The following is a 12,181-nucleotide window of genomic DNA, read 5'->3' as shown; positions in this document are numbered from 1 at the left end:
GGCCGCACCCGCGGCCGGGCCCCGGCTGCGCGCGCCCTGTCCGCGCGGGGACCGGTGCGCGGGCGGGGCGCTCAGCGCGCGAGGTGCTCGCGGGCCAGCGGCAGCCACCAGGCACCGGCCAGGGCGGGGTCGTCCAGGGCCGCGGGGCGGGCGCCCGCGACCTCGACCTCGCCGGGCGCCGCCGGCAGCAGGCCGTCGTGGCGCACGGCGGTGCCGGCGGGCCCGCGCCGCCAGGTCCGCCGGAAGCCCAGGGCCGCGCGCCCGCGGGCGCCGGCCGGCGCGGGCGGCAGCGCGCCGCGGGCGCTCAGCAGGACGCCGCCGCCGGCGGGGACCAGCAGCAGGTGCGTGCCGTGCGGGGCGGGCACCCGGGCCGCGCGCACGACGTCCACGCGCACCCCGGGCGCCGGGGAGGTCGTGGCCAGGACCCTCTCCCCGCGCCGCTTGGGGGTGCGCAGGCCCGCCGCGCGCAGCCGGTGCAGCAGCTCGCGGGTGCTGACGGCCTCGGCGCCGGCCGCTACGGCGCGGGCGACCAGCTCGGCGGGCACGTCGTAGTGGTCGCCCTCGAAGGCGCCGCGGGGCACGCCGAGGGCTGCGGCGAAGGCGTGCAGCTCCTCCAGGGAGCGGTCGCTGGCCAGGTGGGCCCACCAGCGGCCGTGGGCGGGCCAGCGGGCGGTGTCGACGAGGACGCTCACCGCGCGGGCCCGGTGGTGCGCGCCGCGCGCCGCGGGAGGCACCGGCGCCCCCGGGGGTCGGCGGGCCCGGCGGCTGTGGACGACGACGGCACCCGGCTCCTCGTGCCGCCTAGCGTCGCGCTCCTCGGCGGGGAGGGACGGCTCTCCCCCACGCGGCGCGGGTCGTCCCCGCGCGGAGGAGGATCCCATGAGCAGGTTCGAGGTCGACAGCGCGCGCGTGCAGCAGGCCAGCGGCGCCGTCTCGGTCTCGGCGGCCAACCTGGCCGCCGAGGTGGACGGCATGATGCGCCACCTGCTGGACCTGGAGTCGTGCTGGAAGGGCGAGGCCGCCAGCGGCTTCCAGGCGCTGAGCGCGCAGTGGCGAGGCACGCAGGACCGGGTGCGCGCCTCGCTGGAGGAGATCCAGCGGGCGCTGGCGCAGGCGGGCCGCCAGTACGCCGACGTGGAGACGGCCAACGCGCGCATGTTCGCCGGCTGAGCCCGGACGCGCCGGAGGGGGTGGACGCCCCTCGACGGGCGGTCCACCCCCTCCCGGGGAACCCTCAGGCGGCGCGGTGCACCGGGAGCGAGTGCTGCACCGCACCCGGCACGCCCCAGCGCATCTCCATGCGCGTGCGCCCCTTCGCGTCGCGCACCGGGACCCAGTGGGCCTGCGGGCCGCGGGGAGCTCCCACCTTCTTGGCCTGGATGTCGTTCATGTGGTGCCTCCCGTTCATCTTCCGTTCACCTGAACCTACGCCTGTTGTCGCCTGAAATCCAGTCAGGACCGCGTCAACACCGCGTCAAGGGACGAATCGTGACAACCCTGTTACCCAGCGTCAGAAGACGGGGTGGTGGCGGGCCGGGACCCGGACGGCCGCTTAGGGTGAGGCGGTGACGAGCGTCCACCTGGGGCTGCCCGCGCTGCGGCCGGCGGGCACGGGCCCGGCGGCGGTGGCGGACGAGCGCTTCCGCAGCGGCCCCCTGCGCGACCGGCACGGGCGCACCGCGCGCGACCTGCGGGTCTCGCTGACCGACCGCTGCAACCTGCGCTGCCACTACTGCATGCCCCCCGAGGGGCTGCCCTGGCTGGAGCGCCCCGCCGTCCTGGACGACGGCGAGGTCGTGCGCCTGATCTCGCTGGCCGTGCGCGAGCTCGGCGTGGAGGAGGTCCGCTTCACCGGCGGCGAGCCCCTGCTGCGCCGCGGCCTGGAGGACGTCGTGGCCGCCACCACGGCGCTGCGCACCCCCGCGGGCGGGCGCGTGCGCACCTCCTTGACCACCAACGGCATCGGCCTGGCGCGCCGCGCCGCCGGCCTGGCCGCCGCCGGCCTGGACCGCGTCAACGTCTCCCTCGACACGCTGGACCCGCAGCGCTTCGCCGCCATCACCCGCCGGGACCGCCACGCCGACGTGCTCGCCGGGGCGCGCGCCGCCGCCGACGCGGGCCTGGCGCCGGTGAAGGTCAACGCCGTGCTGCTGCGCGGGGTCAACGACGACGAGGCGGTGCCCCTGCTGCGCTGGGCGCTGCGCGAGGGGTACCGGCTGCGCTTCATCGAGCAGATGCCGCTGGACCCGCACGGCACCTGGCAGCGCAGCGACATGGTCACCGGCGAGGAGGTCCTCGCCGCCCTGCGCAGCGCCTTCGAGCTGCGCGAGCGCCCCGCCGCCAGCCGCGGCTCCGCCCCAGCCCAGACCTGGGACGTCACCGGCCCCGACGGGCGCACCGGCGACGTCGGCGTCATCGCCTCGGTGACCAGCCCGTTCTGCGGCGACTGCGACCGCACGCGCCTGACCGCCGACGGGCAGGTGCGCACCTGCCTGTTCTCCACCACCGAGACCGACCTGCGCGACGCGATGCGCGCCGGCGCGGGCGACGACGAGCTCGCCGCCACCTGGCGCGCGGCGATGTGGGGCAAGCGCGCCGGTCACGACATCGACGACCCGGGGTTCCTGCACCCCGCCCGTCCCATGAGCTCGATCGGGGGATGACGTGAGCACCACCACCGGCACCACCACCGGCACCACCACCGGCGACACCGCCGGCACCACCACCGGCGACACCGCCGCGGAGCCCCGGCGCGTGGGCGTGCGCTACTTCGCCGGGGCCGCCGCCGCGGCCGGCGTGGAGGAGGAGGGCGTGGAGCTGCCCGCCGGGGCCACCCTCGCCGACCTCGTCGCCCGCGTGGGCGCCTCGCGCGGCGCGGACCTGCGCCGCGTGCTGGCCGCGTGCAGCTTCCTGGTCGACGGCGTGGGCGCCGGGCCCGGCGACGTGCTCGCCGCCGGCGCCGTCGTGGACGTGCTGCCGCCCTTCGCCGGCGGCTGAACCGGCCCCGGGCGGGCCTGCGCGGGCCCGAGGGGGCCCGCCCGCCTCAGGCGGCGAACGGCGCCGGGTCGAAGGTGCCGTTGCGCTCGCGGAACGCGGTGGCGGTGTCCGGCCACAGCAGCGTCAGCCGGCCGCTGCGCGGGTCCACGTACCAGTTCGTGCAGCCGCCGCGCAGCCACACCGTGCCCGCCGCGGCCTCGTCCAGCCGGCGGGTGTAGCTCTCCTGCGCCTCGGCGGTGACCTCCAGCGGGCCGCCCGTGCGCGCCAGGTGGTCCAGCGCGCCGGCGAGGTAGCCCAGCTGGCTCTCGATGACGTGCACGGCGGAGTTGTGCCCCAGCGTGGCGTTGGGGCCGTCGAGCACGAACATGTTGGGGAAGCCGTGCACGACCGTGGAGGCGTGCGAGACCATCCCGTGCGCCCACGCCCGCTCCAGCGTGCCGGTGCGGCCGGTGACCAGCGCCGCGTACGGCTGGGCGGTGGTGGCGAACCCGGTCGCCAGCACCAGCGCGTCCACCTCGGCGCGCGTGCCGTCGGCGGCCACGGCCGTGCGGCCCTGCACGCGCTGCAGCGCCGAGGGCACCCAGCGCACCCCGGGGCGCTGCAGCGCGGGGTAGAAGTCGTCCGAGAGCAGCACCCGCTTGCAGCCGACCTCGTAGTCCGGCGTCAGCGCCGCGCGCAGCGCCGGGTCGGGCACCTGCGCGGCCAGGTGCTCCAGCGCCCGCGCGCGCAGCCGCGCCAGCTCCCCCGGCACCCGGTGCCGGGCGGCGATGCCGGTCTCCATCTGCGCGAAGACCTCCTCGCGCAGGCGCTCCGCCGCGGCGGGGTCGGCGGCGAAGCGGGCGCGCTCGTCCGGCGAGTAGGGCCGGTCCCGGCGCGGGACCACCCACGGGGCGCTGCGGGCGAACACCGTCAGCCGCGCGGCGCGGCGCGCCAGCTGCGGCACGACCTGCACGGCGCTGGCCCCGGAGCCGACCACGCCCACGCGCGCCCCGTCCCAGGCGACGTCCTCGCGCCAGCGCGCCGAGTGCACCACCGGCCCGTCGAAGGAGGACAGGCCCGGCACGTCCGGCGGGCGCGGCTCGGTCAGGCGCCCGGCCGCCAGGACCAGGGCGCGCGCGCGGAACCGCCCGCCCGGGGTGAGCACCTCCCAGCGCTGCGCGCCCGCGTCCCAGCGCGCCGAGCGCACCTCGGTGCGCAGCCGCACCCGGTCGGCGACCTCTCGGGAGACGGCGCGCAGGTAGGCCTGCACCTCCGCGCCGGGGGCGAACACCCGCGACCAGGACGGGTTGGGCGCGAAGGAGAAGGAGTACAGGTGGGCGGGCACGTCGCACGCCACCCCGGGGTAGGTGTTGTCGCGCCAGGTGCCGCCGACGTCGCCGGCCCGCTCGAGCACCACGAACGACTCCCGCCCGCGCCGCGCCAGCGTCAGCGCCGCCCCGATGCCGGCGAAGCCCGCCCCCACCACGACGACGTCGACCTCCTCGGCACCGCCGGCACCGGTGGCGCCGGTGGCGCCCGCGGTGACCGCGCCGGTCGGGACGGCCGCGGCGCTCACGCCGGGACGGCGGCCGGGTCCGCGGGGCCCGCCGGGCCCGCGGGGCCGTCGGCGTCCCCGTAGCGGGTGGTGCGCCGGCGCACCCCGCGGCCCAGGGCCGCGGCCAGGCGCTCGACGTCGGCGCGCGCCATCGTCAGGCCCCGCTCCTGCCCGGCGGCGGGGTCCAGCTCGCCGTCCAGCAGCAGCCCGCCCAGGTCGTCCGCACCGCCGGCCAGCACCTGCAGCACCAGCGGCTCGGGCAGCTTGGGCCAGGCGGCCTGCACGTGGTCCACGCGCCCGGCCAGCAGCAGCCGCGCCACCGCCACGACGGCGCGCACCTCCCGCGCGTCCGGCCCCGGCCGGCACCCCGCCGGCAGCGGCGCACCGGGCGGCGGCACGAACGGCATGGGGATGAACTCGGTGAACCCGCCGGTGCGCTCGGCGATGGAGGCCAGCAGCCGCAGGTGGGCCACCTGGTGGGCGGGACCCTCCACGTGCCCGTGCACCATCGTCGCCGTGGACGTCAGCCCGACCTCGTGGGCGGTGGTGACCAGCTCCACCCAGCGCGCCACCGGCATCTCCGGGCCGCCGGCCAGGCGGGCGCGCACGTCGTCGTCGAGGATGCGCGCGCCGGTGCCGGGCACCGAGCCCAGGCCCGCGGCGCGGGCGGCCTCGAGGAACTCCCGGGGGCTGCCGCCGCGGCGCTGCGCGGCGTCGGCGACCTCGGCGGGGCGGAAGGCGTGCAGGTGGATGCCCGGGGCGCCGGCGGCCACGTCCCGCACCAGGTCCAGGTAGCCGTCGGCGGGGGCGCCGGGCGGCAGCGGGCCCTGCGCGCAGACCTCGGTGGCGCCCAGGCGCTGCGCCTCGGCGGCCAGCTCGCGCACCCGCGCCCGGGCGCCGGGGGTGCCGGCGCCCACCCGCTCCACGTCGAGGTTGCGGTTGACGACGTACGTGACGTCGCCGCCGGCGCGCTGCGCGCGCACCGCGTCGGCGATCGCGCACAGCTCGTCCAGGGCGGGGCCGTCGGCGCCCAGCAGCGCCTGCGCCTGCGCGTCGCTGAGCCGGTCGGGGTCGGAGGCCGCGGTGCGCAGGGCGCCGCGCAGGTCAGCGGGGGGCACGCGGCGAGGCTAACCCGCCCGGCGCGCCGGGGCCCCACGCGGGCGTCAGGGGCAGTCGACCCACTCCGAGGCGCCGTCGGCGAAGCGCTGGTGCTTCCACACCGGCAGCTGCGCCTTCACCTCGTCCACCAGGCGCGCGCAGGCCGCGAACGCCTCGGCGCGGTGCGCCGCGGAGACCGCCACCGCCAGCGCCACGTCGCCGACGGCCAGGTCGCCCAGGCGGTGGCTGACGGCGACGGCGTCGACCTCGCAGCCCGCGGCCACCTGCGCCACCACCCGCGCCAGCACGTCGCCGGCGCTGGGGTGGGCCACGTAGCGCAGGTCGTCCACGCCGCGGCCGCCGTCGTGGTCGCGCACCACCCCGGCGAAGGTCACCACCGCGCCGGCGGCGGCGTCGGCCACCAGGGCGGCGTGCTCGTCGACGTCGAGGACGTCCTCGGTGACCGCCGCGCGGGCCACCCGCCGGGCGGGGGCGCGCAGGCGCGAGGTGTCGGGTGCGCTCGTCACGCGCCCAGGGTAGGCGCGGGGGCGCGGGGGCGCCGCGCCCCGCCGTGGGGGAGACTCCCCGCGTGGAGGACTGCGGGAGCTGGCGGGTCGTCGTGCCCGTCAAGGGCGGCGGCGCGGCCAAGACGCGCCTGGCGCTGCCGCCGGGCCCGCGGCTGGCCCTGGCCACGGCGATGGCCCTGGACTGCCTGGATGCGGTGCTGCGCTGCGGCGCGGTGCGCGCGGCGGTGTGCGTCAGCGACGACGAGGCGGTGCGCGCGGCCGCCGCCGGCCTGGGCGCCGCGGCGGTGCCCGCCGGCGGCCCCGGCCTGGCGCGCGCGGTGGACGCGGGGCTGGCGTCCGTGCCGCCCGGCCCGGCCGCCGTGCTCGTGGCGGACCTGCCCGCCCTGCGCCCGGAGGACCTGGGCACCGCCCTGGCCGCCGCCGCCGCGCAGCCGGGCCCGGTGCTGGTGGCCGACGCCGACGGCGACGGCAGCGTCCTGGTCGCCGACCGCGACGGGCGCCCCCCGCACCGCTTCGGCCCCGGCTCGGCCGCCGCGCACCGGGCGGCCGGCGCGCGCCCGCTGACCGGCGCGCTGCCCAGCCTGCGCCGCGACGTGGACACCGTGGAGGCGCTGCGCGCGGCCACCGCCCTGGGCGTGGGCCCGCGCACCTGCGCCGCCCTGGCCGGCGCCGGCCTGGCCGCGCCGTGCGCGCCGTGAACGGCACCCCCGCCCCGCCCCGCACCCCGTCGCGCGCGCTCCCCCGCGCCGCGCCCCGTCCCCCCGCCCCCCGACGTCCCCGCTGCCGGACCCTCGACCCCCGGAGGACCCCGCGATGACCACCGCACCCCTGCCCGCCCCGCGCCGGCTGCGCGGCTCCGCCCCGGCCACCGCCGCCCCCGAGCCGGGCCGGGTGCGCTCGGCCCTGGGCGCGGCGCGCGCCGGTGAGCTGGACGCCGCGTCCGCCGAGGTGCTGCTGCACGCGCGCGGCGCGGACCTGGCCGCCCTGTGCGCGCTGGCCGGGCCGGTGCGCGACGAGGCGATGGCCCGCGCCGGGCGCCCCGGGGTGGTCACCTACTCCAAGAAGGTGTTCGTGCCGGTGACGCGGCTGTGCCGCGACCGCTGCCACTACTGCACCTTCGCCACCGTCCCGGGCCGGGTGCCCTCGGCGTACCTGGAGCCGGAGCAGGTGCTGGCGATCGCCCGCGAGGGCGCGCTCGCCGGGTGCAAGGAGGCGCTGTTCACCCTGGGCGACGCCCCGGAGGACCGCTGGCCGGCCGCCCGGCGCTGGCTGGACGAGCGGGGCTTCACCGGCACGCTGGAGTACGTGCAGCACCTGGCGCGCCTGGTGCTCGACGAGACCGGGCTGCTGCCGCACCTGAACCCCGGGGTGATGACGTTCGAGGCGCTGCGCTCCTCGCGGGCGGTGGCGCCCTCGATGGGGATGATGCTGGAGACCACCGCGACGCGGCTGTGGAGCGAGCCGGGCCAGGTGCACTACGGCTCCCCCGACAAGGACCCCGCGCTGCGCCTGCGGGTGCTGGAGGACGCCGGCCGGGCGCGGGTGCCGTTCACCACGGGCATCCTCGTGGGCATCGGCGAGACGCCCGCCGAGCGGGTGGACTCGCTGCTGGCGATCCGCGACGCGGCCGCGCGCCACGACGGGGTGCAGGAGGTCATCGTGCAGAACTTCCGCGCCAAGGACGACACCGCGATGCGCGGCGCCGACGACCTCGGGCACGAGGAGTACCTGGCCGCGATCGCCGTGGCGCGGCTGCTGCTGGGCCCGGCGGTCTCGCTGCAGGCGCCGCCGAACCTGTCCGACCCCGGCCAGCGCGAGCAACTGCTGGCCGCCGGGGTGGACGACTGGGGCGGGGTCTCCCCGCTGACGCCGGACCACGTCAACCCCGAGCGGCCCTGGCCGCAGCTGGACGACCTGGCCGCCACCACGCGCGGGGCGGGCTTCCGCCTGGCCGAGCGGCTCACCGCGCACCCGCGCTTCGTGCTCGACGCGCTGGCGGGCTCGGACGAGTGGGTGGACCCGGCCCTGCACGCCCCGCTGGCGGCGCTGGCCGACGCGGGCACGGGCCTGGCCGACGAGGCGGCCCGCCCGGTGGGCCGGGTGGTGCGGTGAGCGCGGAGCCCGCTCCCCCCTCCGACGCGGAGGTGGCCATGGCCCGCTTCGCGGCGGACCAGCTCGGCCGGGACGCCGCGCCGGAGTTCTCGGAGTTCTCCGACAGCTCCGGGCGGCGCTGGCTGGACGTGCTGACGGTGCGCGATGCCCCGCGCCCGGGGCACGTGTCGGTCTCCACCCTGTCGATGCACCGCTGGGTGAACGTGGTGGGCTCCGGCGCCGACCGGCACGACGAGCGCGTGGAGCTGGTGACGGTGCTCACCGGCGTGGACGCCGGCGACGCCGCGGCGCTGCTGGTGGCCCCGGCGTTCACGGCGGCGGCCGAGGGCTGGCCGGTGCAGGCCGGCACGGTCTTCCCCGGCGTCGTCGGCGAGGTGCTCGGCGGGGGCGCGCAGCACCTGCTGCTCACCGCGCCGGGCCTCTTCCCGCGCCTGGCGCGCTACCGCCTCGAGCCGGACCTGGCGGTGCGCTGGCTGCAGGCGGTGCCGATCCACGACGTGGAGCGCGACTTCCTGGACGCGCGCGGGTTGGAGGCGCTGGAGGAGCGGTTCGCGGCGGCGGAGATCGCCGTGGCCGACCTGCGCCGGCCGCCGGTGGACCTGGCCTGAGCGGCTGACGGGCGGCCCGGTCCCGCCGGCCCCGCCGGGCCCGCCCGCCGGTCAGCCGGTCAGCCGGTCAGCCGGTCAGCCGGTCAGCCCGATGCGGTCGGTGAAGGCGTTGGCGAACTTCGCGCCCGGGTCGTGGCGGGCCACGAGGGCGCGGGCGTCGGCGAAGCGCGGGTAGCGGGCCGCCAGGGTCGCCGCGTCGGTCACGAACAGCTTGCCCCAGTGCGGTCGCGGCGCGAAGGGCGCCAGCGCCTCCTCCACGTGCACCAGGGCGTCGAGCACCTCGCGCTGGCGCTGCTTGAAGGTGAAGTGGAACGCCACCGCGTCGCGCTCGTACGCCGAGGACAGCCACAGGTCGTCCGCGGCGACGGTGCGCACCTCGCACATGTGCAGCAGCGGCGCGAGGGAGGGGCCCAGCTCGCGCAGCGCCGCGACGGCGCCCAGGGCGTGCTCGCGGGGCACGAGGTGCTCGACCTGCAGCTCCTCGCCGTTGCTGGGCTGGAAGCCGTACCGGAAGTGCGGCAGCCGCTCGTGCCAGGGGCCGGGCACGCCGAGCTGCTCGGTGGCGTTGCGCACGTCCACCTCCGGCAGCGGGTGCAGCGCCTCGGTGGCGGGGCGGGCCCCGAACAGCTCCGCGGGGGCCTCGGCGGAGTCCGACAGGCGCGTCTTCAGCCAGACCTGCGCGGTGTCCTGGCCGACCCAGGTGGTGTAGACGCTGACGCTGTAGGCGGCGGAGGTGACGGCGTCGAAGTTCGCGGTGAGCGCCTCGAAGGACAGGCCGGAGTAGACGTCCTGGCGCACCCGGTAGGTGGGCACGACGTCCAGCTCGAGGGCGGTGACGACGCCGAGGGCGCCCAGGGCCACGACGCTGCCGGCGAACCCCTCCTGCCCCCGCTCGAGGCGGCGCAGCTCGCCGTCGGCGCCGACCAGCTCCAGGGCGCGCACGTCGGCGGCCAGGCAGCGGGTGCGGTCGCCGGAGCCGTGGGTGGCGGTGGCCACCGCGCCGGCGACGCTGATGTGCGGCAGGGAGGCCATGGTGCGCAGCGCCCAGCCCTGCTCGTGCAGCCGCTGGGCGAGGGCGCCGCAGGTGGTGCCGGCGCCGACGCGCACGCTGCCGGCGGCGCCGTCGACCTCCACCGGCGCGGGCAGCGCCTCCAGGGAGACCAGGTCCCCCGGGGAGTCGGCGACGTCGTTGAAGCAGTGCCGGGTGCCCAGCGCCCGCACGCGCCGCGCGCCCGCCACGACCTCGCGCAGCTGCTCCAGCGTCTCGGGGCGGTGCAGGGTGCGCGCCGCGTAGCGGTGGTTGCGGGCCCAGTTCAGGCCGGGGGCGCCGCTGGGCGCCGTGCTGGACGTCGTCGTCGAGGTGCTCACGGGCGGCACCGTAACCGGTGCGCGGACGCCGCGGGGGCGGGACGCCGCGAGGGCGGCCCCCCTGGTGGAGGACCGCCCTCGCGGGTGGTGCTGGTGGTGCGGGGGGACTCAGAAGTCCATGCCGCCCATGCCGCCGTCGGCGCCGCCGGCGGCCGGGGCCGCCTTCTCCGGCTTGTCGGCGATGACGGCCTCGGTGGTGAGGAACAGGCCCGCGATGGACGCGGCGTTCTGCAGCGCGGAGCGCGTCACCTTGACCGGGTCGTTGATGCCCGCCTCGAGCAGGTCCACGTACTCGCCGGTGGCGGCGTTGAGGCCGTGACCGGTGGGCAGGTTGCGGACCTTCTCCGCCACGACGCCGCCCTCGAGGCCGGCGTTCACGGCGATCTGCTTCAGCGGGGCCTCGACGGCGACCTTGACGATGTTCGCGCCCGTGGCCTCGTCACCGGTCAGCTCGAGCTTCTCGAACGCGATGGCGCCGGCCTGGATGAGGGCCACGCCACCACCGGCGACGATGCCCTCCTCGACGGCCGCCTTGGCGTTGCGCACGGCGTCCTCGATGCGGTGCTTGCGCTCCTTGAGCTCGACCTCGGTGGCCGCGCCCGCCTTGATGACGGCCACGCCGCCGGCGAGCTTGGCGAGGCGCTCCTGCAGCTTCTCGCGGTCGTAGTCGGAGTCGCTGCGCTCGATCTCGGCGCGGATCTGGCCCACGCGGCCGGCGATGGCGTCGGCGTCGCCGGCGCCCTCGACGATGGTGGTCTCGTCCTTGGTGACGACGACCTTGCGGGCGCGGCCCAGCAGGTCGAGGTCGGCGGTGTCGAGCTTGAGCCCGACCTCCTCGGAGATGACCTGGCCACCGGTGAGGATGGCGATGTCGCCCAGCATGGCCTTGCGGCGGTCGCCGAAGCCGGGGGCCTTGACGGCGACCGACTTGAAGGTGCCGCGGATCTTGTTGACGACCAGGGTCGCCAGGGCCTCGCCCTCGACGTCCTCGGCCACGATCACCAGCGGCTTGCCGGACTGCATGACCTTCTCCAGCAGCGGGAGCAGGTCCTTCACCGTGGAGATCTTGGAGTTCAGGATGAGGATGTAGGGGTCCTCGAGCTCCGTCTCCTGACGCTCCGCGTCGGTGACGAAGTAGGGGGAGATGTAGCCCTTGTCGAAGCGCATGCCCTCGGTGAGCTCGAGCTCCAGGCCGAAGGTGTTGCTCTCCTCGACGGTGATGACGCCTTCCTTGCCCACCTTGTCGAGGGCCTCGGCGATCAGCTGGCCGATGGAGGCGTCACCGGCGGAGATGCCGGCGGTCGCGGCGATCTGCTCCTTGGTGGTGACCTCCTTGGCGGCGCCGAGCAGCTGCTCGGTCACGGCCTCGACGGCCTTCTCGATGCCGCGCTTGAGGCCCATCGGGTTCGCACCCGCGGCCACGTTGCGCAGGCCCTCGCGCACGAGCGCCTGGGCCAGGACGGTCGCGGTCGTCGTGCCGTCACCGGCGACGTCGTCCGTCTTCTTCGCGACCTCCTTGACGAGCTCGGCCCCGATCTTCTCGTACGGGTCCTCGAGCTCGATCTCCTTGGCGATGCTCACACCGTCGTTGGTGATCGTGGGGGCGCCCCACTTCTTCTCCAGGACGACGTTGCGGCCCTTGGGGCCGAGCGTGACCTTGACAGCGTCGGCGAGCTGGTTCATCCCGCGCTCGAGGCCGCGGCGGGCCTCCTCGTCGAAGGCGATGATCTTGCTCATGCCTGGTGTTCCTCCCAGAAGGCGGGCGGTGGTCGGCCGGAGCGGTGCCCGCGACGGACGGCCGGCGGCGTCGGGGTCACGTCCCCCGCGCCGGCGGCCTCACCGGACCGGCCGGGAGCTTTCGCTCCCGGGTCGAGGTGCTGCTGGTGCTGTCACTCTCGACTCGAGAGTGCCAACGCCAATGTTGGCACTCTCCCACC

11 protein-coding genes and 2 pseudogenes are annotated in these 12,181 nt (G+C 77.7%); 6 read left to right on the top strand and 7 right to left on the bottom strand.

The features are described 5' to 3' along the window. Positions 1-71: 71 nt before the first annotated feature. Complete coding sequence (locus ACRYR7_RS01685) at positions 72-692, bottom strand: DUF4031 domain-containing protein (RefSeq protein ID WP_432570333.1); 621 nt, start codon at positions 690-692, stop codon at positions 72-74. A 187-nt stretch (positions 693-879) separates the two neighbouring features. On the opposite strand from ACRYR7_RS01685, the gene ACRYR7_RS01680 reads away from it, so the two are divergent. Further along, on the top strand, positions 880-1,170 hold the full coding sequence (locus tag ACRYR7_RS01680; RefSeq protein WP_432570332.1) for a WXG100 family type VII secretion target: 291 nt from the start codon (positions 880-882) through the stop codon (positions 1,168-1,170). Positions 1,171-1,234: 64 nt separating this feature from the next. On the opposite strand, the gene ACRYR7_RS01675 is transcribed toward ACRYR7_RS01680, so the two are convergent. Beyond that, positions 1,235-1,408, bottom strand: coding sequence for a hypothetical protein (locus ACRYR7_RS01675; RefSeq protein ID WP_432570331.1), 174 nt, complete (start codon positions 1,406-1,408; stop codon positions 1,235-1,237). 157 nt (positions 1,409-1,565) lie between these two features. Between ACRYR7_RS01675 and moaA the strand changes: the two genes are divergently transcribed. Both moaA and ACRYR7_RS01665 read left to right on the top strand, forming a co-directional pair. Then, positions 1,566-2,663 carry a GTP 3',8-cyclase MoaA gene (gene moaA, locus ACRYR7_RS01670; protein ID WP_432570330.1) on the top strand — a complete coding sequence of 366 codons (1,098 nt, stop codon included), beginning with the start codon at positions 1,566-1,568 and terminating at the stop codon, positions 2,661-2,663. Positions 2,664-2,754: 91 nt separating this feature from the next. Next, positions 2,755-2,997 carry a MoaD/ThiS family protein gene (locus tag ACRYR7_RS01665; protein WP_432570336.1) on the top strand — a complete coding sequence of 81 codons (243 nt, stop codon included), beginning with the start codon at positions 2,755-2,757 and terminating at the stop codon, positions 2,995-2,997. Positions 2,998-3,043: 46 nt separating this feature from the next. Here ACRYR7_RS01665 and ACRYR7_RS01660 read toward each other — a convergent pair whose 3' ends face one another. The 3 genes and pseudogenes from ACRYR7_RS01660 to ACRYR7_RS01650 all read right to left on the bottom strand — a co-directional run. Next, on the bottom strand, positions 3,044-4,552 hold the full coding sequence (locus ACRYR7_RS01660) for a flavin-containing monooxygenase (RefSeq protein WP_432570329.1): 1,509 nt from the start codon (positions 4,550-4,552) through the stop codon (positions 3,044-3,046). Continuing rightward, positions 4,549-5,649: an FO synthase gene (locus ACRYR7_RS01655; RefSeq protein ID WP_432570328.1), complete on the bottom strand. Its 1,101-nt coding sequence runs from the start codon at positions 5,647-5,649 to the stop codon at positions 4,549-4,551. Before ACRYR7_RS01655 ends, ACRYR7_RS01660 begins: the two co-directional genes overlap by 4 nt. Before the next feature lie 45 nt (positions 5,650-5,694). Then, positions 5,695-6,114: pseudogene (locus ACRYR7_RS01650) on the bottom strand (molybdenum cofactor biosynthesis protein MoaE); the annotation flags it as partial. Between the two features lie 104 nt (positions 6,115-6,218). On the opposite strand from ACRYR7_RS01650, the gene cofC reads away from it, so the two are divergent. The 3 genes and pseudogenes from cofC to ACRYR7_RS01635 all read left to right on the top strand — a co-directional run bounded on the left by cofC (position 6,219) and on the right by ACRYR7_RS01635 (position 8,876). Continuing rightward, entirely contained in the window at positions 6,219-6,854 is a 636-nt protein-coding gene (gene cofC / locus ACRYR7_RS01645) for a 2-phospho-L-lactate guanylyltransferase (protein WP_432570327.1), read from the top strand. Positions 6,855-6,969: 115 nt separating this feature from the next. Continuing rightward, a pseudogene (gene cofG / locus ACRYR7_RS01640) lies at positions 6,970-8,256 on the top strand (7,8-didemethyl-8-hydroxy-5-deazariboflavin synthase CofG); the annotation flags it as partial. An 8-nt stretch (positions 8,257-8,264) separates the two neighbouring features. Continuing rightward, complete coding sequence (locus tag ACRYR7_RS01635; protein WP_432570326.1) at positions 8,265-8,876, top strand: suppressor of fused domain protein; 612 nt, start codon at positions 8,265-8,267, stop codon at positions 8,874-8,876. Between the two features lie 75 nt (positions 8,877-8,951). On the opposite strand, the gene ACRYR7_RS01630 is transcribed toward ACRYR7_RS01635, so the two are convergent. Together ACRYR7_RS01630 and groL are read right to left on the bottom strand one after the other, a co-directional pair. Further along, positions 8,952-10,244: a D-arabinono-1,4-lactone oxidase gene (locus ACRYR7_RS01630; protein ID WP_432570325.1), complete on the bottom strand. Its 1,293-nt coding sequence runs from the start codon at positions 10,242-10,244 to the stop codon at positions 8,952-8,954. A gap of 108 nt (positions 10,245-10,352) precedes the next feature. After that, positions 10,353-11,981, bottom strand: coding sequence for a chaperonin GroEL (gene groL / locus ACRYR7_RS01625; protein ID WP_432570324.1), 1,629 nt, complete (start codon positions 11,979-11,981; stop codon positions 10,353-10,355). Between the last annotated feature and the right edge of the window lie 200 nt (positions 11,982-12,181).

Source organism: Kineococcus gurbantunggutensis (assembly GCF_050871925.1).
Lineage (GTDB): Bacteria > Actinomycetota > Actinomycetes > Actinomycetales > Kineococcaceae > Kineococcus.
Note: the sequence above shows the minus strand (reverse complement) of the source record. Positions and strands in the feature narration are given on the sequence as shown.

Coding starts and splice junctions, on each gene's coding strand:
- ACRYR7_RS01680 (WP_432570332.1), top strand. CDS start 880: ATGAGCAGGTTCGAGGTCGACAGCGCGCGCGTGCAGCAGGCCAGCGGC.
- ACRYR7_RS01675 (WP_432570331.1), bottom strand. CDS start 1,408: ATGAACGGGAGGCACCACATGAACGACATCCAGGCCAAGAAGGTGGGA.
- groL (WP_432570324.1), bottom strand. CDS start 11,981: ATGAGCAAGATCATCGCCTTCGACGAGGAGGCCCGCCGCGGCCTCGAG.